At 65.0% G+C, this 22,688-nt stretch carries 24 protein-coding genes and 1 pseudogene; 14 read left to right on the top strand and 11 right to left on the bottom strand.

Going from position 1 to position 22,688, the window contains the following annotated elements; all coding sequences use genetic code 11:
- Nucleotides 1-263: 263 nt before the first annotated feature.
- Entirely contained in the window at nucleotides 264-689 is a 426-nt protein-coding gene (locus AAFG13_RS11480) for a universal stress protein (protein WP_021077991.1), read from the bottom strand.
- Nucleotides 690-845: 156 nt separating this feature from the next.
- Complete coding sequence (locus tag AAFG13_RS11475; RefSeq protein WP_342712052.1) at nucleotides 846-1,388, bottom strand: histidine phosphatase family protein; 543 nt, start codon at nucleotides 1,386-1,388, stop codon at nucleotides 846-848.
- Between the two features lie 94 nt (nucleotides 1,389-1,482).
- Between AAFG13_RS11475 and AAFG13_RS11470 the strand changes: the two genes are divergently transcribed.
- From AAFG13_RS11470 to AAFG13_RS11450, 5 genes are all read left to right on the top strand, one after another.
- A complete protein-coding gene (locus tag AAFG13_RS11470; protein WP_342712051.1) occupies nucleotides 1,483-2,979 on the top strand; it encodes an FAD-binding oxidoreductase in 1,497 nt (498 codons plus the stop codon).
- A 78-nt stretch (nucleotides 2,980-3,057) separates the two neighbouring features.
- Nucleotides 3,058-3,558 (top strand): peptide-methionine (R)-S-oxide reductase MsrB, encoded by a 501-nt coding sequence (gene msrB, locus AAFG13_RS11465; RefSeq protein ID WP_212310076.1) that lies wholly within the window; start codon nucleotides 3,058-3,060, stop codon nucleotides 3,556-3,558.
- A 325-nt stretch (nucleotides 3,559-3,883) separates the two neighbouring features.
- On the top strand, nucleotides 3,884-5,719 hold the full coding sequence (locus AAFG13_RS11460; RefSeq protein ID WP_342712050.1) for a flagellar hook-basal body complex protein: 1,836 nt from the start codon (nucleotides 3,884-3,886) through the stop codon (nucleotides 5,717-5,719).
- 46 nt (nucleotides 5,720-5,765) lie between these two features.
- Nucleotides 5,766-7,643 carry a flagellar hook-associated protein FlgK gene (gene flgK, locus AAFG13_RS11455; RefSeq protein ID WP_342712049.1) on the top strand — a complete coding sequence of 626 codons (1,878 nt, stop codon included), beginning with the start codon at nucleotides 5,766-5,768 and terminating at the stop codon, nucleotides 7,641-7,643.
- A 7-nt stretch (nucleotides 7,644-7,650) separates the two neighbouring features.
- Nucleotides 7,651-9,531, top strand: coding sequence for a flagellar protein (locus AAFG13_RS11450; RefSeq protein WP_342712048.1), 1,881 nt, complete (start codon nucleotides 7,651-7,653; stop codon nucleotides 9,529-9,531).
- A gap of 134 nt (nucleotides 9,532-9,665) precedes the next feature.
- On the opposite strand, the gene flbT is transcribed toward AAFG13_RS11450, so the two are convergent.
- Nucleotides 9,666-10,097 carry a flagellar biosynthesis repressor FlbT gene (flbT, locus tag AAFG13_RS11445; RefSeq protein ID WP_342712047.1) on the bottom strand — a complete coding sequence of 144 codons (432 nt, stop codon included), beginning with the start codon at nucleotides 10,095-10,097 and terminating at the stop codon, nucleotides 9,666-9,668.
- Nucleotides 10,098-10,460: 363 nt separating this feature from the next.
- On the opposite strand from flbT, the gene AAFG13_RS11440 reads away from it, so the two are divergent.
- From AAFG13_RS11440 to AAFG13_RS11430, 3 genes are all read left to right on the top strand, one after another.
- The gene (locus AAFG13_RS11440; RefSeq protein WP_212310071.1) at nucleotides 10,461-11,630 is read left to right on the top strand and encodes a flagellin; all 1,170 of its coding nucleotides are present in this window, start codon (nucleotides 10,461-10,463) and stop codon (nucleotides 11,628-11,630) included.
- 206 nt (nucleotides 11,631-11,836) lie between these two features.
- Nucleotides 11,837-12,202 carry a flagellar biosynthesis regulator FlaF gene (flaF, locus tag AAFG13_RS11435; RefSeq protein WP_212310070.1) on the top strand — a complete coding sequence of 122 codons (366 nt, stop codon included), beginning with the start codon at nucleotides 11,837-11,839 and terminating at the stop codon, nucleotides 12,200-12,202.
- Nucleotides 12,203-12,230: 28 nt separating this feature from the next.
- Nucleotides 12,231-12,593, top strand: a complete 363-nt coding sequence (locus AAFG13_RS11430) for a hypothetical protein (protein WP_212310069.1) — start codon at nucleotides 12,231-12,233, stop codon at nucleotides 12,591-12,593.
- A 17-nt stretch (nucleotides 12,594-12,610) separates the two neighbouring features.
- Here AAFG13_RS11430 and AAFG13_RS11425 read toward each other — a convergent pair whose 3' ends face one another.
- The 4 genes from AAFG13_RS11425 to AAFG13_RS11410 form a co-directional block, all read right to left on the bottom strand.
- Complete coding sequence (locus AAFG13_RS11425) at nucleotides 12,611-12,997, bottom strand: hypothetical protein (protein ID WP_212310068.1); 387 nt, start codon at nucleotides 12,995-12,997, stop codon at nucleotides 12,611-12,613.
- A gap of 162 nt (nucleotides 12,998-13,159) precedes the next feature.
- Nucleotides 13,160-13,657, bottom strand: a complete 498-nt coding sequence (locus AAFG13_RS11420) for a hypothetical protein (RefSeq protein WP_212310067.1) — start codon at nucleotides 13,655-13,657, stop codon at nucleotides 13,160-13,162.
- 23 nt (nucleotides 13,658-13,680) lie between these two features.
- Nucleotides 13,681-14,004, bottom strand: a complete 324-nt coding sequence (gene flgJ / locus AAFG13_RS11415) for a flagellar assembly peptidoglycan hydrolase FlgJ (protein WP_249131788.1) — start codon at nucleotides 14,002-14,004, stop codon at nucleotides 13,681-13,683.
- A gap of 32 nt (nucleotides 14,005-14,036) precedes the next feature.
- Entirely contained in the window at nucleotides 14,037-15,161 is a 1,125-nt protein-coding gene (locus AAFG13_RS11410) for a flagellar basal body P-ring protein FlgI (RefSeq protein WP_342712046.1), read from the bottom strand.
- A gap of 265 nt (nucleotides 15,162-15,426) precedes the next feature.
- Here AAFG13_RS11410 and AAFG13_RS11405 point away from each other — a divergent pair, with 265 nt between their 5' ends.
- Entirely contained in the window at nucleotides 15,427-15,840 is a 414-nt protein-coding gene (locus AAFG13_RS11405) for a flagellar assembly protein FliX (protein ID WP_342712045.1), read from the top strand.
- A gap of 45 nt (nucleotides 15,841-15,885) precedes the next feature.
- Here AAFG13_RS11405 and AAFG13_RS11400 read toward each other — a convergent pair whose 3' ends face one another.
- On the bottom strand, nucleotides 15,886-16,272 hold the full coding sequence (locus tag AAFG13_RS11400; protein WP_342712044.1) for a helix-turn-helix domain-containing protein: 387 nt from the start codon (nucleotides 16,270-16,272) through the stop codon (nucleotides 15,886-15,888).
- Nucleotides 16,273-16,374: 102 nt separating this feature from the next.
- Between AAFG13_RS11400 and AAFG13_RS11395 the strand changes: the two genes are divergently transcribed.
- The 3 genes and pseudogenes from AAFG13_RS11395 (at nucleotide 16,375) to AAFG13_RS11385 (ending at nucleotide 18,626) form a co-directional block, all read left to right on the top strand.
- Nucleotides 16,375-16,986, top strand: a complete 612-nt coding sequence (locus tag AAFG13_RS11395) for an NAD(P)-dependent oxidoreductase (protein WP_212310063.1) — start codon at nucleotides 16,375-16,377, stop codon at nucleotides 16,984-16,986.
- Between the two features lie 222 nt (nucleotides 16,987-17,208).
- A complete protein-coding gene (gene dksA / locus AAFG13_RS11390) occupies nucleotides 17,209-17,574 on the top strand; it encodes an RNA polymerase-binding protein DksA (RefSeq protein ID WP_021077973.1) in 366 nt (121 codons plus the stop codon).
- 255 nt (nucleotides 17,575-17,829) lie between these two features.
- Nucleotides 17,830-18,626: pseudogene (locus tag AAFG13_RS11385) on the top strand (phytanoyl-CoA dioxygenase).
- Nucleotides 18,627-18,656: 30 nt separating this feature from the next.
- Here AAFG13_RS11385 and AAFG13_RS11380 read toward each other — a convergent pair.
- Entirely contained in the window at nucleotides 18,657-19,085 is a 429-nt protein-coding gene (locus tag AAFG13_RS11380; RefSeq protein ID WP_342712043.1) for a helix-turn-helix domain-containing protein, read from the bottom strand.
- A gap of 98 nt (nucleotides 19,086-19,183) precedes the next feature.
- Between AAFG13_RS11380 and AAFG13_RS11375 the strand changes: the two genes are divergently transcribed.
- Nucleotides 19,184-20,212, top strand: coding sequence for an aldehyde reductase (locus AAFG13_RS11375; protein WP_342712042.1), 1,029 nt, complete (start codon nucleotides 19,184-19,186; stop codon nucleotides 20,210-20,212).
- Nucleotides 20,213-20,321: 109 nt separating this feature from the next.
- Nucleotides 20,322-21,107, top strand: coding sequence for a fumarylacetoacetate hydrolase family protein (locus AAFG13_RS11370; protein ID WP_212310060.1), 786 nt, complete (start codon nucleotides 20,322-20,324; stop codon nucleotides 21,105-21,107).
- Nucleotides 21,108-21,143: 36 nt separating this feature from the next.
- On the opposite strand, the gene AAFG13_RS11365 is transcribed toward AAFG13_RS11370, so the two are convergent.
- Both AAFG13_RS11365 and AAFG13_RS11360 read right to left on the bottom strand, forming a co-directional pair.
- Nucleotides 21,144-21,503 carry a ClpXP protease specificity-enhancing factor SspB gene (locus AAFG13_RS11365; protein ID WP_342712041.1) on the bottom strand — a complete coding sequence of 120 codons (360 nt, stop codon included), beginning with the start codon at nucleotides 21,501-21,503 and terminating at the stop codon, nucleotides 21,144-21,146.
- 96 nt (nucleotides 21,504-21,599) lie between these two features.
- On the bottom strand, nucleotides 21,600-22,352 hold the full coding sequence (locus tag AAFG13_RS11360; RefSeq protein ID WP_212310058.1) for a carbonic anhydrase: 753 nt from the start codon (nucleotides 22,350-22,352) through the stop codon (nucleotides 21,600-21,602).
- Nucleotides 22,353-22,688 lie beyond the last annotated feature (336 nt).

Raw genomic sequence — 22,688 nt, 5'->3', positions numbered from 1 at the left:
CACGGCCGTAGGCGAGTGAGTCCGCGTCCTGGTCGGATCAAGGCAGGATGAGATCAGGTCGCGGCCGCAAATAGTGCGCGTTTCCTCTCCCCCTGCGACGCGCGGGGTGTTCGAGCGCAATTTCGGATTATTAGAAGAAAATCCTTGAGTTGCCCGACGTGTCAAGCCGCGTTGTCGCCTCGCCGCGCCGGCCGGCTACTGTGCATGGGGTTGTTTTCGATATTTTGGCAGCGCCGCCTGCGACGGCCCCATAACTTATCCCGCTAGTGCCGCACCACGAGCACCGAGCATTTGGCGTAGCGCACGACGTGCCCGGCATTGGAGCCGAGGAAGTAGGTGCGCATCGCCGGGCGGTGCGAGGTCATCACGATCAGGTCGGCCTTCATGGTCGCGGCCTCTTCGAGGATCTCGTGATAGATGCCGCCCTGGCGGACCACGCCGGAGATGCGCCCGGGCGCGATGCCGGATTCGCGCGCGACGATGGCGAGCGCTTCTTCCGATGTCTCACGCTGCTGGCTGTCGAAATCCGCCGGGACATATTCGGCGAGCATCACCGGCGTCATCGGCAATACGTTGAGCAGACGCACCGCCCCGTTCCAGGTTTGCGACAGCGTCGCAGCGGTTGCGATCGCAGGCTTCGCCAGATCGGTATCGGCGAGGTCGATCGGCACGAGAATTGACTTGTACATCTGCGCCTCCTGTCCGCGATTGGTCTGGAGCCGTTTGGTCCCTGTGCCGGGACGCGCGCCTTCTTTTTCTTCGGTAGCTCGTCGTGTCGCCGCGAACCGGTCCCCCTGTCGCGCCAACATCAATATAGCATGGCAGAGCTGCGTTGTCCGCTTGCGTCAGCCGCGCGAGGCCTGCTTCAACAGTTTAGGGCTAACGAACAGCACGAGCTTGCCGCGCCGGAAGGAGACCTCGTTCCAGTCGTCGGTCGCGAAGTCGAAGACGGCGAGCCCCGAGGTCGGCAGGTTGTCGCCGAGCGCGCGCTTGGCGGCCTCGTCGCCGCTGCCGGTCAGCGTCAGCGCGAGCTCGTGCATGCCGGGATTATGGCCGATCAGCATCAGCCGCTTCGGGTCGGTGACGGAGGCCATCCGGATCGCGGTGAGCAATTGCGCCGGATCGGCGCCGTAGAGTTCCGGCACGAATTCGACTTTCGGGGCAGGTCCGGCGCCCTTCAGCGCCTCGCGCACGATCTCCCAGGTTTGCGTGGTGCGGGCCGCCGGCGATACCAGCGCCAGATCGGGCAGGGGCGGGTGGCGGGCGATCCAGCCGCCGATCTCCGCCGCATCGCGGTGGCCGCGCTCGTCGAGACGACGGTCCTGGTCGTGCCCCGAAGGCGCGTCGGTTTCGGTCTTGGCGTGACGCAGCAGCAGCAAACGGCGCATGGACTTCCATCTCGATTCGGTCTGGTCGAATTAATTCTACAGGCGCATGCCCTGGACAAGGTGACAAGCGCCGCAGCGGTTCGTAAGAAACGACATGAGCGAGACTTCCACAAGTGCGGCAGACGGCCCCGACGAGGCGGCCTCGCCGTTCCGCGACCGTCTGGCGTTCGACCTCGACGTGGACATTTGCGTGGTCGGGGCGGGGCTGGCCGGCCTGACCGTGGCACGCGAGGCGGCGCGGCTTGGCGCCAGCGTTGCCGTGCTCGAGGGCCGCCAGGTCGGCTGGAACGCCTCCGGCCACCATCTCGGCACCGTGATGCCGGGTTTCGGCCTGCCGATATCGGATGTGATCGAGCGCGTCGGCCTCGATGATGCCCGCGAGTTATGGGCGCTGTCGAAGGAGGGCGCCGAGTATGTCCGCGCCACCGCCACCGAGGAGCTGATCCCGGGCATCAGCCCAAGCGACGGCGCGCTGGAGGTCTCCAATGTCGATGTCGGCGAAGCGCTGATCAGCCGCCTGCAGACGCTGGGCGAGGAATTCGCCACCGAAGTCGAAGGCTGGCAGGTCGATCGGGTGCGCAGCGTGCTCAGGACCGGGCGCTATTTCCACGGCATCTATTATCCGAAGGCGTTCCAGATCGACGGCCGCAAATATGTGCACGGTCTCGCCGCGCTGGCGATGCGGGCGGGTGTGCGGATCTTCGAGGAGACGCCGGTCGTCAGCATCGATTTTTCCGGCATTCGCAAGCGCATCGTGACGCCGACGGCGCGGTTGCGTGCCAACCATATCGTCCTCGCCGGCAATATCCATCTCGGTGCGCCGCTCAAGCGTTTGTCGGATACACTGCTGCCGGTGTGGCGCTATGCGGCGTTGACCGAACCGCTCGGGGAACGACTGGCGGAGGCGATCGCCTTTTCCGGCTCGGTCGTCGACAGCGACGGCATCGACCACTTCCGTGTCGTCGATGGCGATCGCCTGTTGTGGGCCAGTCCCGAAACCACCTGGGACGCGCGACCGAAGCGGCTCGGTGCGGCGGTACAGCGTCGCATCGCCACGGTGTTTCCTCAGCTCGGCAAGGTTCCGATCGCCGACACGTTCGGTGGCGCAGTCGGCGTCACCGTGCATGGCATGCCGCAGATCGGCCAGTTGCGCAGGGGCCTGTGGGTGGCGAGCGGCTTCGGCCGGCAGGGGCTCAACACCTCGGCGCTCGCCGGGCAGTTGATCGCGCGCAGCATCCTGTGGGGCGACGACCGCTGGCGGCTGTTTTCGCCGTTCGAGCTGGTCTGGGCCGGCGGCACCACCGGTCGCGTCGCCGGTCATTTCATCGGCCTGTGGACGAGGGGCGCCGCATCCGCAGCGGGCGTTCTGGCGCGTTACCGCGAGGGTGCACGTGCGAAGGAGCGCCGCCGCGAGGCGCGGCTGGCCGAGGCCAATCTCAAGGCGGGAACCCGGGGGCCGGCGCCCCGCCGTCCGCCGCCATCCGCCGTGCGGCCGGTGCTGGCGCCCGCGCCCCGGCAGGTTGAGGACGGTGAGCAGCCGTCTGCTCATCCCTCGCAAGAAAGTGAGCGGATATCCGACGGGCGGATGTAACGTCTGGCGGCGGGGTTCGTATTTGGTGGCAAGCCAGTCTTGTTCGCCAGCTTTGGCCGCCCGCATCGGAGATGATTGATGATCGATCGCCGCATCCTGCTTGCTTCCGTCGCCAGCCTGTTCGGCCTCGCCGCCTTCCGCTGGCTGCGCGCCTCGCCGGCGCAGGCCGCCGAGAAATTCGAGATCGAGAAGACCGACGCCGAATGGCGCGCGCAACTCACGCCGCAGCAATACGAGATCCTGCGCAAGGAGGGCACCGAGCGGCCGGGATCGAGCCCGCTGCTCAAGGAGCACCGCAAGGGCACCTTCGCCTGCGCCGGCTGCGACCTGCCGTTGTTCTCGTCCGAGACCAAGTATGAGAGCGGCACCGGCTGGCCAAGCTTCTGGAAGCCGCTGGACAATGCCATCGGCACCACGTCGGACCGCACCTTCGGCATGCTGCGCACCGAGGTGCATTGCCGCCGCTGCGGCGGCCATCTCGGCCATGTCTTCGACGACGGCCCGAAGCCGACCGGGCTGCGCTACTGCATGGACGGTTTTGCGCTGGTGTTTCACCCGGCCGCACCCTCGGCGACCTGACGCCCACAGCGTTTGCGAGTGAAGTGGGTACCGGCTCGCGCCAGGAAAACGCGTCAAACTAGGAAGCGTTTGCGAGCGAAGTGGGTACCGGCTCGCGTCAAGAAAGCGCGTCCGACCAAGACGAATGAGCGCGGCCAGGCCTGCGCTCTGTCCCGGCAATTGTTGCCTGCCCGGCAATTGTGCCCCGGTTAAACGGCCGGGGCTTTTTTTTCAAGCGCATGATTTTGTTACGTTTCGTTTCGTGGCACGACCTTTGCGACATGCTCCGCCGATGCGGCCATTCCTGTGATCGCCAGCCGCCGGGAATCGAATTGGAGAACATGTCATGGGTATCTTCGGCGCTCTTACGACGGCTGTCGGTGGCTTGCGCGCAGGGTCGTACGCGCTCGAAAACATCTCCGGCAACATCGCCAACTCGCAGACCACGGCCTTCAAGCGCATCGATACCTCGTTTCTCGACCTCGTTCCGCAGACCGCGCTGACCGCGCAGCTCGCCGGCGGCGTCACGGCGCAGTCGCGTTCGACCAACTCGGTGCAGGGCGACGTGCAATCGGCGTCGGTCGCGACCTTCATGGCGATCAACGGCAACGGCTTCTTCGCGGTGCAAAAGCCCGGCGGCTTCACCGACGGCTCGCCGGTGTTCGACGGCGTCGACCGCTACACCCGCCGCGGCGATTTCCAGCTCAACAAGGACGGCTACCTCGTCAACGGCGCCGGCTATTATCTCGAGGGCGTCCCGATCGATCCGACCACCGGCAACCCCTCGGGCTCTTCGCCGCAAACGCTGCGGTTCAAGAACGACTTCCTGCCGGCGCAGCAGACCACCAAGATCGACTATCGCGCCAACCTCGCGTCCTATCCCTTGACCACCGCGCACGACACCTCGGTTCCGGGCTCCGAGCTGATCCGGCCGGGCGCATTCAGCGCCGGACATAACCCGCTGGTGCTGGGCACGCCGGCCGCGCCGTACACCGATTCCTCCGTCACCGGTACCGCGCAAAACAACAAGGCGACGCCGTCGGTCGCCAATACCGCCGCGACCCTGCTTTCGGGCGCTGCGGGCAGCGATTCGATCAATGCCAGCTTCAGCGCCGGCTCCGCCGGCCCGCCGGTGGTGCCCGCCGATACGATCACGGTCAACGGCACCGTCATCACCTTCGTGGCCTCGGGGGCGACCGGCAACCAGCTGAACGTCACCGACAGCATCGGAACGCTGCTCGCCAAGATCGACGCGATTACCGGTACCGCGACGCCATCGACGATCAGCGGCGGCAAGATCACCCTGCACTCCGGCACGTCGGCCGATCTCAACGTGACCAGCTCGAACTCGACCGCGCTCGCGGCGCTCGGCTTCACCGGCTCGGCGGTTGCGACCCGCGGCGGCGGCGGCACGGTCGGCACCGGTCAGGTGGTCGGCAACGACAACTCGACCTTCCTGAACCAATCCGTCTCGGGCGGCGCCGTCACGGCTTACGACGTGTCGGGTGCGCCGGTGAACCTGCAATTCCGCTGGGCCAAGACCGACAGCTCCTCGCTGGGCTCCGGACATACCGATAGCTGGAACCTGTTCTATCAGGTCAATCCCAATGCAACCGGAACGCAGGTCTCCTGGCAGAACGCCAACATCAACTTCACTTTCGGGGCGAACGGCCAGATGTCGCCGGCGATCTCCTCGGTCGCGCTCAACAATGCCGTCGTCAACGGCGTGTCGCTCGGCAGCCCCGTGATCAATTTCGGCTCCGGCGGCGTGACCCAGTTCGCGGACGCCAACGGCAACGTCCAGGTCAACCAGATCCAGCAGGACGGCTTCCCAGCCGGCCAGCTGCAGTCGGTCAGCGTTTCCACCAACGGCCGCATCGTCGGCAACTACACCAACGGCCGCAACATCGACCTCGCCGAGATCTCGGTGGCGACCTTCAACGGCACCAACTTCCTCAAGCGCATCGACGGTGGTGCGTTCGAGGCGACCGACGAATCCGGCGGCGCGCTGTTCGGCAAGGGCGGTAGCACCATCGTCGGTTCATCGCTCGAGAGCTCGAACACCGATATCGCCGACGAGTTCACCAAGCTGATCGTGACCCAGCAAGCCTATTCGGCCAACACCAAGGTGATCACGACAACCAATTCGATGGTGCAGGACCTCCTGAACGTCGTGCGCTGATCGCATCAGACATGCGCGTGTGAAGCAGTAAAGGCGAGTACACATCATGGGTTTGAGCCAAGCCCTTTCCACCGCGATGTCGGGCCTGCGCGCCACGCAGGCCTCGCTCTCGCTCGTGTCGTCGAACGTCGCCAACGCGGAGACGCCGGGCTACGTCAGGAAGACGCTGAACCAGGATACCGGCACCACCGGCCAGTTCGGGTCGAGCGTTCTCATCACCGGCGTCAACCGCCAGCTCGACGAATTCCTGCAGACCCAGCTTCGCACCGAGACGTCGGGCGCGTCCTACGCCGACGTCCGCTCGAGCTTCCTTGCCAATCTGCAGGGCGTCTACGGCAATCCCGACTCCACCGGCACGATCGAGGACGCCTACAACAAGTTCCTGACCGCGGTGCAGGGCTTGTCGACCAGCCCGGACTCGCAGTCAGCCCGGATCGGCGTCGTCAACGCCGCGCAGTCCATGGCGCAGCAGCTCAACGCGACCTCGCAGGGCATCCAGACGCTGCGCGCCAACGCCGAGGCCGGCATCAGCGATTCCGTCAATACCGCCAACAATGCGATGCAGCAGATCGCGCGCCTCAATGTGCAGCTGCAGGCCAACGGCGGCACAGCCGATGCGTCGACCGCGGCATTGCTCGATCAGCGCGATCGTTACGTCACTCAGCTTTCGCAGCTGATGGACATCCGCACCGTCACCAACAGCCAGAACCAGGTGACCGTGTTCACCAACTCCGGCGTGCAGCTGGTCGGCACCGAAGCGGCGACGCTCAGCTTCAATGCCCAGGGCACGATGACGCCCAACACGCAGTACAACACCGACCCGACCAAGAGCACTGTCGGCACCATCACCATCAATTTCCCGCATGGCGGCACCTATGACATGGTGTCGACCAACTCGATCCGGTCAGGCAAGATCGCCGCCTATCTCGAGCTGCGCGACAACACGCTGGCGCAGGCCCAGACGCAGATCGACCAGTTCGCCGGTGCGATGTCGAGCGCGCTGTCGGACAAGACGACGGCGGGCACCGCGGCGACGGCAGGGGCGCAGACCGGCTTCGACCTCGATCTCTCGGGGCTGCAGAGCGGCAACACCATCCACGTCTCCTACAAGGACAACACCACTGGCGTCACGCACAATCTGTCGCTCGTCCGCGTCGACGATCCGAGCGTGCTGCCGCTCAGCAACACCGCAACCGTCAATCCGAACGACGAGGTGCTGGGCGTGGATTTCTCCGGCGGCATGAGCTCGGTGCTGTCGCAGCTCAACGGTGCGCTCGGCGGAACCGGTCTGCAGTTCTCCAATCCGTCCGGGTCGACCCTGCGCGTGCTCGACGACGGCGCCGCCAACAAGGCCGACGTGACCGCGGCATCGGTCACATCGACCGCTTCGTCGCTGACGTCGGGCGATCCGCAGCTTCCGCTGTTCACCGACAATGGCGGGCTCTACACCGGCGCGATCACCGCGAACGGCTCGCAGTCGACCGGCCTTGCCGCGCGCATCAGTGTCAACACCGCCCTGGTCGGCGATCCCTCGCGCATGGTCGTGTACTCGACCAATCCGCAGACACCGGCCGGCGACACCACGCGCGCGAACCTCATTCTGAACCAGCTGTCGAACGCGTCGTACAGTTATTCGCCGAAGACCGGCCTTGGCACATCAGGCGCGCCGTTCACCGGTACGCTGTTGAACTTTGCCAAGCAGTTCATCAGCCAGCAGGGTGAATCGGCGACGGCGGCCAAGCAATTGGCCGACGGTCAGGACGTCGTGCTGAATACGTTGCAGACCAAGATGGACTCGACCTCCGGCGTCAACATGGACGAGGAGATGGCGCATCTGCTGTCGCTGCAGAATGCCTATTCCGCCAACGCGCGCGTGATGTCGTCGATCAAGCAGATGTACGACGCGCTGCTGCAGCTCACGTGAGGGTAACATGTCGATCGACGGCGTAAGCGGCAGAACTTCCTATATCGGCACCACGATCCTCAACCTGCGCAGTCAGCTCAATGACCTGACGACGCAGCTTGCGACCGGCAAGGTATCGACGACCTATGCGGGGCAGGGGCTCGATCGCGGCTTCGCGCTCAGCCTGCGCGCCCAGATCAGCGGCATCAACGCGTTCTCGGATACTGCGACCAACCTCAACACGCGGCTGGGTGTCGCCAACCTCACACTGCAGGGGCTGTCCGACGTCGGGAGCCAGGTGAAGAACGCCGCGACGACCGCGACGCTGACGCTCAACAACAGCGGGCAGACGTCGGGCCAGATCACGGCGCAGGCCGCGTTCTCCAATGCGGTTGCGATGCTGAACAGCCAGTCGGGCGACCGCTATCTGTTCTCCGGCCGCGCCATGGATACGCCGGCCACGGTGTCCGCCGACACCATGTTGAAGGGCACGGCAACCCAGGCTGGCCTCACTCAGCTCATCAACGAACGCAAGCAAGCCGATCAGGGCACCAATTTGATGGGACGCCTAAGCGTCTCGTCGCCGCCGGCGACCACGACGGTGACCAGCGTCGCCGAGGACGGCTCGCCGTTCGGCCTGAAGCTGCTGTCGGTGCAGTCGTCGTTGACCGGCGCCACCGTGACGCAGCCGGCCGGAACGCCGAAGTCCACCTCGGTCGATCTCGGCGCCGTCAATCCGAAGGATGGCGACAAGATCAAGTTCAACTTCACGCTGCCCGACGGCACCACCGATGCGATCGAGCTCACGGCGACGACCACGAACCCGCCGCCGGCCGGCTCGTTCCTGATCGGTGCCGACACAACGGCGACGACGGCCAACCTTCAATCGACACTGACGTCGTCGATCAAGACGCTGAGCGACACGTCGCTGGTCGCGGCGTCCGCGGTCGCGGCGTCCAACAACTTCTTCAATCCGGTCGCGACCGTCGCGGGCGCCGCCGTCAACAACCAGAACGCGCCGCCGGCGCCGATCAGCGGTGCCACGGCCCTTTCGGGCGCGGCGGGCACCAACTCGCTGTCGACGAGCTTCGCGGCCGGCGACACCATCACGGTCAACGGCACCCCGATCACCTTCGTTGCCTCGGGCGCCACCGGCAACCAGCTCAACATCACCGACAGCGTGCAGACGCTGATGGCGAAGATCGACCAGGTCAGCGGCACCAAGAACCCGTCGACCATCAGCAACGGTGCGATCACCTTGCATGGCGCCGACGGCGCGAGCCTCTCGATCTCGAGCTCCAATGCGGCCGCACTCGGCGCGCTCGGCATCGCCAACAACACGACCGCGACCCCGGCGCCGCTCAGGGTAGGGGGACCGCCGTTCGATACCGCGACCAACCTGGTCGCTGGCACGCCTGACAACACCGTGTACTGGTACACCGGCGAGAACGGCCCGGGATCGGCGCGCGGCACCGCCGTCGCGCAGGTCGATCAGTCGATCACCGTGCAGTATGGCGCGCGCGCCAACGAGCAGGCCTTCCGCTACCTGCTGCAGAACGTCGCGGTGTATGCGGCGGTGACCACCAACGCCAGCAACCCGAATGCAAGCGCGCAGGTGACGGCGCTCGCGCAGCGCGTCAGCGGGAATCTTGCGCCGCAGAACGGCCAGCAGCAGATCCAGGACGTGCAGGCCGAGTTCGCCGGCGCGCAGACGGCGACCAAGGCGGCCACCGATCGTCAGACCCAGCTCAAGGCCATGGCGGAAACGATGCTCGACTCGGTCGAGGGCGTCAATCAGGACGAGGTCGCGACCAAGATCCTGGCGCTGCAGACCAGCCTGCAGGCGTCGTATCAGACCACGTCGATGCTGTATCAGACCACGCTGTTGAAATATCTGCCGATCGCCTGATCGCTTGCCCCTCATCTCCAGCCAGCAAAAAGGCCTCCCTCGGGGAGGCCTTTTTCGTTCAGGCGAGGGCTAGAGCGTTTTCAAGCGAAGTGGATGCCGGTTCGCGTGAGGAAGACGCGTCAAGACAGGAAGCGCTACGCGCTCTTGCGGGTATCGTCCTGATTGCCGTTTCGCTGACCGCGCGCGGTTTCCAGCAGCTTCTCCTCGTGCGCGATCAGCTTCCTGGATTCCTTCAGCGCGTGATAGAGATCGCCGTTGAGGATGAGGTTGTTGACGCTCTCGATGAACGGCCAGGCGCTGGGCATCGCGGTGATGATGTCGCGCACCAGGCTGAAATAGGTCGGGTGGTGCGCCATCGGGTCTGGCGACAGATACATCAGCTGCACCGCGAGATAGATCAGCTTCGCCGGCGTGTCCGCGGTCTCCGGCGTCAGGATATCCTTCTCGCGCAGGATCGGGATGCGGTCGCCGTCGATCAACAGGCGGGCGCGCTGATCGGTGTTGGTGATCACGCAATTGCCGACGATGATGCGCTCGTTCGGTTTGAGTTCAACCTTCAGGGCCATGACCGTTCTCCTTTGCCGGCAGTCGTGCGATGTCGCCGCTAGCGGAACATGTTCGGCGCTGCTTAGCAGCCGCCGTTGCGGCCCGGGGCCGATGCGACAGCGATCCTTTCCCATGATGGTTAACGCTTGGTGAACGGCGGGGCCGCGCGAGTAATAGCCCTCGGCCGAAATCGGCAGTCGTCTCAGTAGTTTTCGCGGCGAACTTCGCCCAATGGCGACAATTTTATTCTTCGGCATTTGCCTTAAATGCCGCGTTGGAGATTTCTTTTTCCTTCGAGGCTTGACCGGCAGGATCGGCCATCCGCCCGATCAGAAAGGATTGGCGCGGTTTTTTCCTCAGTTTCACACCAGAAAGGTATGAAAATGTCCGGTATCATTCTCTCCTCCTCCGTTCGTCAGAACCTCCTCTCCCTCCAGTCCACCGCCGATCTGCTCTCCACCACGCAGAACCGCCTTGCCACCGGCAAGAAGGTCAACACGGCGCTCGACAACCCGACCAACTTCTTCACCGCACAGTCGCTCGACAACCGCGCCAGCGACATCAACAACCTGCTCGATGGCATCGGCAATGGTGTGCAGGTGCTGCAGGCTGCCAACACCGGCATCACCTCGCTGCAGAAGCTGGTCGATACCGCAAAGTCGATCGCCAACCAGGTGCTGCAGAGCCCGACCGGCTACACCACGAGGTCGCAGGTCACCTCCACCGCGGCGCTCGGCGGCACGTCCGCCAACCTCGTCGACGGCACCACGATCAAGAGCGGCGACGTGCTGGCGATCGCGGCCTCGGCCGGTCAGCCCGCCTTCAGCTTCACCTTCGGGGCCAGCAGCTCGCTGACGCAGCTGAATGCGTCGCTTGCGGCCAGCAACCTGACTGCGAGCCTCGACAGCTCCAACAAGCTCGTGATCACCACGACCAACGACGCGGCGTCCTCGACGATCGGTGCGGTGACCTTCACCAACACCGGCGGCGGCACTGCGACGTTCAGCGCAGCCGGGACGGCTCCGGTTGCCGATCCGGCCTCGCAGTCGGCGCGCGCCGCCTTGGTGACGCAGTACAACAACACCATCGCGCAGATCACGACCACGGCGCAGGACGCCTCGTTCAACGGTATCAACCTGTTGAACGGCGACAACCTGAAGCTGACCTTCAACGAGACCGGCAAGTCGACGCTCGCGATCAGCGGCGTCACCTTCAATGCCACCGGCCTCGGCCTGAAATCGCTGGCCGCCGGCACCGACTTCCTCGACAACAACTCGGCGAACAGCGTCATTGCGTCGCTGAGCTCGGCGAGTTCCTCGTTGCGCAGCGAAGCCTCGACGCTGGGTTCGAACCTGTCGATCGTGCAGATCCGCCAGGACTTCTCGAAGAACCTGATCAACGTGCTGCAGACCGGTTCGTCGAACCTGACGCTGGCCGACACCAACGAGGAAGCGGCCAACAGCCAGGCGCTGTCGACCCGCCAGTCGATCGCGGTGTCCGCGCTTGCTCTGGCCAACCAGTCGCAGCAGAGCGTGCTGCAGCTGCTCCGCTAAACGCGCCGACAAGCACTTCGACAACGGCGGGGGAAACCCCGCCGTTTTTCTTTGTCTCCGGGATATTACGGTATCTTTCCCTGCCGTCAGAACGGCGCATTTCGTAACGCCTGCTAACCATATTTAAAGGCGCCGGATGCATAAATATCGAGCGCTAGAATTGCGTCTCCGCGGCCCGAGAAATCCGCATCCCATCGAGGTCATTAATGTCGAATGCAGCCCAGGCCTACGCCCGTACGTCAACGACGACGGCCTCCCCCCGTGAAATCGAAGCGCAGGCGCTGTTGAAGGCCGCGCGGCAGCTGCAGGAAGTCCAGGCAAACTGGAATGGCCTCGACAAGGCGCTCGATCATGCATTGCTGTTCAATCGCCGCCTGTGGTCGATCTTCCTCAGCGCCGCAGAGGGCGCCGACAATCCGCAACCGCTCGAGGTGCGTCAGAAGATCGCGAACATCAGCGTGTTCGTGATGAAGCAGACCATCGACATCCAGATGAATCCGGACCCGGCGAAGCTGAAGTCGCTGATCGACATCAACTGCAATATCGCCGCTGGCCTCTCGGGCCGCGCCTGATCGACCGGTTCACGACGGAGCCCCCGGCATGGCGGACGTATTGAGCATCTTGTCGGCCAACTACAAGGCCGCCGGCCTGACGGTTCCGTCGAAGACGCCCTATGTGGCCGTCGATCCGAAGCTCTATGAGGGCAGCTGGAGCGGCAAATACGCCAACAACAAGTCGTTCAACATCTCGGTGTCGAACGTCGATGGCTTCCGCGCCAAGGTCCACTATCAGAGCGACGGCACCAGCAAATATCAGGACGTGCTGATCAAGGACAGCTCGTTCCGGGTCGGCGATACCAAGTTTTCGCTGGTGCAGCAGGGGACGGCATTGATCGCCAATGTCGTGACCGATCCGGCCACCGGATCGACCTATCTCGACAAGGCCTACGCCACACAGAAGTGAGGGTCCGATCGCTTGCGTTACGCGCGGCGGTCGGTTGCGCGCGCCCGCGTCGGCGCGTCCTTGCTGAGATCGAGCGCGTGGAAATAGGCGCGGCGGCGCAATACGGCTTCTTCCGGAAACTGTCTCACCACCAAATTCGTGCGATTGTCGACCACCTGGTAGACCACGGCGCGCGCGTCGCGGTCGATGATGACCTGGTCGGTGACCGATGGCGCCTGATTTGAGAGCGACGCATTGACGGAGTTGGGGTCGATCGTGACGCGCACGCTCGGCTCCGGAGCGGTGACGCTCTGGCTCGCGGGCAATTCGGTCTTCACCGCCTTCTGCGCCGTATCGCTCACGGGAGTGATCATCGGCGCTGCAACCGGTGCCCCCACCGGCTTGATGTTGAAATCTGTACTCATGGCAGCCTCGTAGTGCACAGGCACTAGTTTGCTTGAGTCAAATCCCAACCCCTCACGATCCGCAACTCTACGGGGAACCTCTCAACAGCCTGTTAGGGAACACGCTGAATGCCGCGCTGCCGGGAGCGCGCCGAATTGAGCTAAATTGTCGGCGTGCGTGCGTCAGAGCGTGCGGCTGACGGCGATCGGCGTCATGTTGCGCGGGCCCGGCGTGGCGCGCTGTCCGTTCGCGGTATAGGTGTTCGGGATGTTGCGGCGCTGCACCTCGGCATTGACGCCGCGCACGATGCCTTCGGAAACCGCGTGTGCGGTCGCAAGCACCGTCAGGTTGACCTGCAGCATCGCGCGGAACGTCTCGTGATGACGCCGCAGCGTGGCGAGCAGTTCGGGTTCGGTCTGCGACAGCATCTTCTGCATCGATTTGAGGTGCTCCACCGCGAGCATGTAGCGTCGCGACAGGTCCGACTTCTGCGCCTCGAGCCGCATGGCCTCGCGGATCTTGCCGGCGCGGACGAACTCGGTCTCCTGCTCGACGACGGTGAGCAGCGCGCTCATCACTTCGGTCAGCTCGTTGGCGAGACGTGCGACATCGGGGGGCGTCGTCGTCGCGGGCCGCACCACGGGGGCGGCTGGCCGATGCTGCTGTGGACGCTGATTCATCGCGCTGCTCCTTGAGAACCGAATTAGCTCTTGTTCGCCTGCTGCAGGATCAGCGAGCGGAACACTTCGTTGGAAATGCCGACGCCGCCGGCCTTGGCGAAGTTCTTCGAATATTCGTCGGTCAGCATCGACCGCCACGCGCCAGTGCCGACCGTGTCGCCGTAGGGGCCTTCACCCTTCAGGCCGGTGGTCATCTGCGAGAACATCGTATTGAGGAACATCGATTCGAAGTCGGTCGCGGTCGCCTTCGCCTTGGTGAGTTGCTGCGGCGAGACCTTCTTCATCGCGTCCTGCAGCACGGGATCGGGGCGGCCGTTGAACATCGGCATCAGCGCCTTGTTCGGCATGCTGCCGGTGGTGCTGTTGATCAGGCTTCCCATCACATCACCTCGATGTCGGCTTCGATCGCGCCGGCGGCCTTGATCGCCTGCAGGATGCTGATCAGATCGCGCGGTCCGATGCCGAGGCCGTTGAGGCCGTCGACGAGCTGTTGCAGCGAGACGCCGTCCTTGACGACCGCGAACTTCTTGCCGTCCTCGGTGACCTGCACATTGCTGCGCGGCGTCACCACGGTGCGGCCGCGCGACAGCGGATTGGGCTGGCTGACCTGCGGGCTCTCGGAGATCGTGACGGTGAGGTTGCCTTGCGCCACCGCGACGGTGGCGACGCGAACGTCGCGGCCCATCACGATGATGCCGGAGCGCTCGTCGATCACGATCCTCGCGGCGAGGTCGGGATCGACCTGCAACTGCTCGATCTCGGTCAGGAAGGCGACGACGTTGCCCTTGAACTCCGGCGGGATCGAGAGCTGCACGGTGGAGGGATCGAGCGGTTCGGCGGTCTTGACGCCGAGATAGTCGTTGACCGCGGCGGCGATGCGCTTGGCGGTGGTGAAGTCGGCGTTGCGCAGCGCGAGGCGGACATTGGGCAGGCGATTGAGCGCGAACTCGATCTCGCGTTCGATGATGGCGCCGTTGGCGATGCGGCCGACCGTCGGCACGCCGCGCACCACCTTGGCGGCCTCGCCCTCGGCGTTGAAGCCGGAGATCGCCAGCGTGCCCTGCGCGACCGCGTAGACGTTGCCGTCGGCGCCGAGCAGGGGAGTGACGAGCAGGGTGCCGCCGCGCAGATCCTTGGCGTCGCCGAGCGCGGAGACGGTGACGTCCATCCGGGTGCCCTGGGTGCCGAATGCCGGCAGATTGCCGGTGACCATCACGGCGGCGACGTTGCCGGTGCGGATGGTGGCGCCGCGGATGTTGACGCCCATGCGCTCGAGCATCGCCTGCAGCGACTGTTTGGTGAAGGGGATGTTGTTCAGCGTGTCGCCGGTGCCGTTGAGGCCAACCACCAGGCCGTAGCCGATCAACTGGTTCTGGCGCACGCCCTCGATGTTGGCGAGATCCTTGATCCGCGACGTCGCGGCAGCGGGCATGACGGAGGCCGCCAGCACCAGCAGCGCGGCGCAGGCCAACCCGAATATGCTTACGATGCGGATGCCGGGCATCCAGTGCTCCCCTCGAACTTCAACTCGCGGATCACGCGACACTCCCATGACGGCGATCCGCCATTAACCATGCGAGTCGCGTGCCACTTCGTTTTGCCGGGGCAATGTATTGATATATTTATCGAAATTGTCGGGCCGCCGTTCGGTTCCGGTTCGCCAGGGAGCGCGAAACTGCCGTGCGGCGGCAGAAATTGCCGGGTCGTTTACGCACCGTTAACCATAAAACGGCGATGCTCGCGGCATTCAGGCCTGCGGGATCATGACGATGCGCATCTACGGACCGAACGGCACCACGCTTGGCACGTCGACCAGTTCGACGCGGCGCACCTCGTCGAGCGGCTTCTCGCTGCCGGATGCGACCAGCGCGCAGGAGGAGGTTCGCTCCGCCGCTGCGCCGAAGGCCGCCACCAGCCTGGATGCACTGCTCGCGCTGCAGGGCGTCGAAGACCCGACCGAACGCCGCAAGCGCTCGGTGGCGCGCGGCAAGGGCGCCCTCGACGTGCTCGATGCGCTGAAGCTCGGATTGCTGTCCGGCAATTTCGATTCCTCCACCGTGAACCGGCTGCGTGATGCTGCGGCGAGCCTGAAGGAATCCTCCGGTGACCCCGGCCTCGATGCCGTGCTGGGCGAGATCGAGCTGCGCGTCGAAGTCGAGCTCGCCAAGGCCGGGCAGTATTAGGCCGCTCTCGATCACCTGACCTATCTCACGCTGGCAGGCAGTGCCTCAGGCCGCCAGTGCCTTGCGCTGCGTGTCGTAGCGGCGCTGCGCGGTCAGCACCTCCTTCAGATTCTGCTCGGCCCAGTCGCGCAGCGGATCGACCGCTTCGGCGAGCGTCGATCCGAGCGGCGTGATCGAATACTCCACGGTGACCGGAACGGTTGCGATCGCACGGCGGCGCAGCAGCCCGTCGCGCTCCAGGCTCTTCAACACCTGCGACAGCATCTTCTGCGAGATGCCTTCGATGGCGCGGCGAAGCTGGTTGAAGCGCATCGGCTCGCTGCGCAGCAGCAGCAGGATCAGCACCGCCCATTTGTCGCCGACCCGGTCGAGGATCTGGCGCGTCGGGCAATTGGCGGCATAGGCGTCCGGCTTCAGGCTGGCGGCTTTCATCGGGTTACTCCGGCGTAATCAGGTGAGACAAGAGTGCCTTCTTCACACTTACATCCATTTCGCTATCTAGTCACCATTGGAAACTACCAATCGGAGACTTTGATGAAGATCGCCATCGCCGGCGCGTCCGGCCAGGCCGGCTCGCGCCTCACCGCGGAACTCGCCCGCCGCGGCCATGCCGTCACCGCCATCGCCCGCAACCCGGAGAAGATCGCAACCCTGCCTGGTGTCACCGCCGTGAAGGGGGATGTGAACGACCAAGCCGCCCTGACTGCGCTGTGGGCCGGGCACGATGCCGCGATCAGTTCCGTCCATTTCACCGTCAGCGACCCGGTCAAGCTGATCGGGGCGGCCAGGGCGTCCGGCGTCGGGCGCTATCTCGTGGTCGGCGGTGCCGGCAGCCTCGAGGTGGCCCCGGGCGTCCGCCTGGTGACCACGCCGAACTTCCCGGCCCAGTACAAGGCCGAGGCCTCGAAGGGGGCCGAGTTCCTCGACCTGCTGCGCCAGGAAAAGGACCTGAACTGGACCTTTTTGTCGCCCTCGGCGCTGTTCGTGGCAGGCGAGCGGACCGGCAAGTTCCGGCTCGGGACCGACCAGCTTTTGACCGCGGCCGACGGGAAAAGCTCGATCTCGTTCGAGGACTTCGCAGTTGCACTCGCCGACGAAATCGAGCGCCCGGCCCATATCCGCCAGCGCTTCACGGTCGGCTACTGACGGGCCAGGAGAGGGGAAAAGCCGGCCCCGGGGCAGCACGGATAAGTTTGCCTGTGCAAGGCCTTGGGGGCAGGCCGCCTTTCGCGGTGGCAGATATTGTCTGTCACATGACGTGGCTATATAAGGCGCCGCGCGGAGGGCTCTTGTTCCCTCCGCCTGACAGGGACATGGCTGCCTTTGGAAAAGCTGAAGAACTACCGGCCGACTGAAAAAGAGCCTTTCATGAATGAGCGGCAGCGCGACTATTTCCGCGCCAAGCTGCTGGCCTGGAAGGATGAGATCCTCCGCGAATCGAAGGTCACGCTGCAGACGTTGCAGGAAGAGAACGTCAATCACCCCGACCTCGCGGACCGAGCTTCCTCGGAAACCGACCGCGCGATCGAACTTCGAGCCCGCGATCGTCAGCGCAAGCTGATTTCCAAGATCGACGCGGCGCTCCAGCGCATCGAAGACAACACCTACGGCTATTGCGAAGAGACCGGTGACCCGATCTCGCTGAAGCGGCTCGAAGCCCGCCCGATCGCGACGCTGTCGGTGGAGGCGCAGGAACGCCACGAGAAGCGCGAGAAGGTCTATCGCGACGAATAGTGGCGGTGGACCGCTACAGATTGATTCCGGCGCGCACCGGTCGTACGTTCGCGCCGCCATGATGACACGTACTCTCAACATCGCATCGGTTTTCTTCCTGGGCTGATCTCGTTTCCGCCAGGAAACACGCTTCCACGCGGAAGCGCTGATCGTCCCCGCGCGCCTGGGCTCGCGGGATTCCAGTGAGCCGAATGAGCCGGCCAAACTCCGCGCCTCGCGGAGCATCGACGGCTGGCGACGATTTGAGAGACAATCATGACCGATCGAGACGACACGCGTGCGCTCAGCGACGCGCAAATCGAGCAATTCATCGAACAGGGCTTTGTCCGGATCGACAACACCTTTCCCCGCGAACTCGCCGATGCGGGACGTGCCATCATGTGGCGCGACCTGCCGTGCAGCGAGCATGATCCCTCGACATGGACGCGCCCGGTGGTGCGGCAGCCCGGGCTATGGCGAGGAACCATTCCGGCAGGCGATCAACTCGGCGCTGCTGTATCGGGCGTTCGATCAGATCGCAGGCCCCGGCCGCTGGTCTCCACGCCACAACATCGGGACCTTCCCGGTGCGGTTCCCGCATCCGGACGATCCCGGCGATGCCGGCTGGCATGTCGATGCCGGCTTTCCCGGCGACGATTGCGATCCGAACGAACGGAGCGACTTCTCGGCATGGCGAGTGAACGTCAACTCGCGCGGCCGGGCGCTGCTGATGCTGTTCCTGTTCTCCGATGTCGGCGAGGACGATGCGCCGACCCGGTTCGCACTTTCCGATGGCGCGTTATCTGGCGCCGGCGGGCGAGGCCGGACGCGTGCGGATGAACCTCGCGCAAATGGGCGCCGAGTGCGAGCTTGCGCTGGCGACGGGTGAAGCAGGCACGGTCTATCTGTGCCATCCGTTCCTGGTGCATGCCGCGCAGAAGCATCGGGGCACCAGGCCGCGCTTCATGGCGCAACCGTCGCTCAGTCCTGCCGAGCCGTACCGGCTCGAGCGCGACGAGGGCGTTTACTCGCCGGTCGAGATCGCGATCCGGCGCGCGCTCGGCATGGGTTGATCGCGTGCCGACCTGAAGGCGAGACGACATTCAGGCCAGTCCGGCCCCGAGTGTCGTCTCGCTTGCCTCCTCGTGACGGCGCGGTCCGTGGATTTTCGACCACGCCAGCAATTCGCGGAAGGCCGGCATGAGGCCCCAGGCCGAATCCGTCAGCTCGTATTCGACCTGCAGCGGCCTTTCGGCGAGCACCTTGCGTGCCACCAGCCCATCGTGCTCGAGCTCGCGCAGTTGCGCGGTCAGCATATGCTGGGTGACCGGCACCAGCGCGCGGCGCAGCGCGCCGAACCGCACGCCGCCGTTCATCAGCGTGAACAGGATCTCGAGCTTCCATTTGCCGCCGAGTGCGTGGATCGCGTGCTTGAACTCGATCAGCAGATTGGGGTCGGTCGGGCAGCTCTCGCATTCACCGCCGTCACATAGCTCGCTGGTATTGTTTTCCATACCGGTCTCGAATTTCATTCTACTTGTCTGACATCAGATAGTGACCAGATGCGGCCTGTGCAGGGTGGGCGGTGCAATGTGTGCCCCATCTGCCGAACCATGAAGAGGCTAGGAACATGAGCACGGTTTTGGTCACGGGCGGATCGGGTTTCATCGGCGTGCATACCATCCTGCAGCTGCTCGCCGACGGGCATACGGTGCGAACCACGCTGCGCAATCCGGATCGCAGCAAGGACGTGATCGCGATGCTGCGCGAGGGGGGTGCGCTCGCGGCCGACCAGGTCGGCTTTGCCACCGCCGACCTGCTGCGCGATGCCGGCTGGCGCGAGGCGGTCACGGGATGCGACTACGTGCTGCATGTCGCATCGCCGCTCGGCGCGCATGTGCCGGAGGACGAGAACGAGCTGATCGTTCCGGCGCGCGAAGGCACGCTGCGGGTGTTGCGCGCGGCGCGCGACGCCGGCGTCAAGCGCGTCGTCGTGACGTCGTCGTTTGCGGCGATCGGCTATGGCCATCCGCCGCAAGCCAAGCCGTTCGATGAGACCACCTGGTCGAACCTCGATGGCCCCGATGTGCAAGCCTATCCGAAATCCAAGACACTGGCCGAGCGCGCCGCCTGGGATTTCGTGGCGCGCGAAGGCAATGGCCTCGAGCTTGCCGTGGTCAATCCGACCGCGGTGTTCGGCCCGGCGCTCGGGCCCGATTTCTCCGAGTCGATCGGCATCATCAAGGCGCTGCTCGACGGCGCGATGCCGGCAGTGCCCCGGATCCATTTCGGCCTCGTCGACGTGCGCGACGTCGCCGACCTGCATCTGCGCGCCATGACTTCGCCCAAGGCCAGCGGCGAGCGGTTCCTCGCGGTCGGCGGCGAGACCTTGTCGGTGCTGCAGGTGGCCCGGGTGCTGCGCAGGAAACTCGGCAGCAAGGCGCGGCGCGTGCCCCGGTTCCAGGCGCCGGACTGGATGATTCGGCTCGCCGCGCGGCGCAACCCGTTGGCCCGCGCCACCCTGCCGCTGCTCGGCAAGGTGCGCCGCTCGACCAGCGCCAAGGCGCAGAACCTGCTCGGCTGGCGTCCGCGCGGCAATGAGGAGATGATCGTCGCGACCGCGGAGAGTCTGATCAGGCTCGGTCTGGTCAAGGCCTGACGGCCCCTCCCGTCCGGCGTGCTTGCCAGATGCGTCGGCGAGTGCTGAATTGCTGTGAGCAGACGGAGGCGCCACCGCGCCGCCGGAGAATTTCAGGGAGGCTGCGCAGATGGAACGGATCCTCGCGGCCGCAAAGGCGATTGCCAGCGCGCGCCGCAGCCGCGCGCCGCTCAAGGCGCTCGCCAAAGACATCGTGCCGCGCGACGAGGCCGAAGGCTATCAGGTGCAATACGCGCTGCACGATCTGCTGCAGCCACACATCGGCAGCCTCGTCGGCTACAAGATCGGCTGCACCAGCGCGGTGATGCAGGAATACATCAACATCCCGCACCCCTGTGGCGGCGGCGTGTTCGAGAAGGTCGTGCATGACAGCGGCGTGCGGCTGCCGGCGGCCGATTTCGTCCATGTCGGCGTCGAATGCGAGATCGCGGTGCGGCTGGCGCGCAGCCTCGCGCCCGGCGAAGCGCCGTTCACCGCCGAATGGGTCGCGGAGGCGATCGAGGCCTACCATCCGGCGATCGAGATCGTCGACGACCGCTACGTCAAATGGGAGACACTCGGCGCGCCGACGCTGATCGCCGACGACTTCTTCGCCGCCGGCTGCGTGCTCGGCGAAGCCGTGTCGCGCATCACCGTGCCCGATCTGCGCAAGGTCACCGGACGCGCGCTCGTCAACGGCAAGGAGGAGGGGCGCGGCACCGGCGCCGACGTGCTCGGCCATCCGCACAACGCGCTCGCCTGGCTCGCCAATCATCTCGCCGCCGAAGGCCGTGGCCTGCATGCCGGCCAGATCGTGCTGACCGGCAGCCTGGTCAAGACGGTGTGGCTGAAGGCGGGCGACATGGTCGTGATGGAGCTCGATGGGCTCGGCAACGTGGAAGCGACGTTCACGTGACTTTGCGTGCTTTCTGCGCCGCGACGTCACTGTTTCCTACGGTTGATTGCTCGTGCACATCAGAACCTTGCCGTCCCACAGGCTCCTGATCGCGTCGAACGGCACGGCGAGCCTGGCATATTTGCGATTGAACCAGACGCCGACCTCGAAGCCGTCATCCCTCATCACGAGGCGATCGAATTCGTGCTGCAGGATGATCGTGATCTCCTCGGGATATTGCTCGATCACGGCGGCGGGCAGCTTCACGCCATCGGCCCGGGTTGCGAAGGTGATGTTGACCGGGCGGTCCTCCGCGGCATGGCGGAGCAACGCGGTCATTTCGATCCGCTTCTGCGCCGTGTTGCAGGGCTCGACGCCGGCGCGCGCCGGCAACGAGGCAACGGCCAGAAGCAGCACTCCAGCAATCCACCCGCGCCGGCGCCCCATCCGCCTTCTCCATGTCGCTCACGCGATGTCGTTCTTGGCTTCAGTGGTCGCAGGCCGCGCCGAGGTTCAAGTCGCCGGTCGCCGGGCGTCCGTGACGAGCTCGACCTTGCCGTCGGTCAGCCGATAGACCGCGCCGACGATCCTGAGCTTGCCCTGATCGACCGCGGCGCTGAGGATCGGCGTCGCCGTCTTGAGCTTCGCGACGTTGTCGATGACGTTTTGCCTGATGGCGTTGGCGAGCCGGTCGCCCGGCTTGCCCTCGGTCGCCTTCACCGCAGGCGCGATCGCGGTGACCAGCGAGGGCAGATGGCCGGGCAGGGTGGTGTTGTCCTTCAGCGAGTTGATCGCAGCGTCGACCGCCCCGCAACTGTCATGACCGAGCACCATGAACAGCGGCACGCCGAGCACGGACTGCGCATATTCGAGGCTTGCGATCATCTCGTCGCTGGCGAAATTGCCGGCGACGCGGCAGACGAACAGATCGCCGCGGCCGGTATCGAACGCGTATTCCGGTGCGATGCGGGAGTCCGCGCAACTCAGGATGCCGGCGAACGGGTTCTGTCCGCCGGACAGCGCCTCGCGCTCGTGCTTGAAATCATGCCGCCGCGAAACGCCTTCGACATAACGGAGGTTGCCCTTCACCAGCCGGTCGAGCGCGGCGTCCGGCGGCAGCACGTTCTGCGGCTTCGGCGGCGGTTTTGTCTCTTTGGCCGTCACAGCCGGCGCAAGGGCGAGGCTGGCCGCGGTGCACGCCACGCCAGCGAGGAAGACACGCCGGGAGGTTCGGCTGGGAGGCGTGATTTCGCAGAGCTGGCACATCAAGGTTCTCCGTGAACAGGGACCGCATCCGCGCGATATGTGTAGGTCATGCGCAGCGCCGTCGCAACGAGGCGCATGCGTAGGCTGGTGGGCGCCACATTCGTCACTGTCGTCCTGGCGAAAGCCAGGACCCATAACCACCGAATTCAGTGATGAACGGGATCGCGGCCCCAGCTTCGCGCAACAATTGAAATTTCGGGTAATGGGTCCTGGCTTTCGCCAGGACGACACCGAGTGTGTTGCGCGGGCTATGAGTCATGCTTCCGCATTCTCGCGACCTAATCTGTTTGAGCTTTGCATCTCGTTTCGTCCCGACGGGCAAATCAACGGCAAACA

It is taken from the genome of Bradyrhizobium sp. B124 (assembly GCF_038967635.1).
In the GTDB taxonomy this organism is placed as follows: domain Bacteria; phylum Pseudomonadota; class Alphaproteobacteria; order Rhizobiales; family Xanthobacteraceae; genus Bradyrhizobium.
The sequence above is the reverse complement of the archived record's forward strand: the minus strand, read 5'-3'. Positions and strand labels throughout refer to the sequence as shown.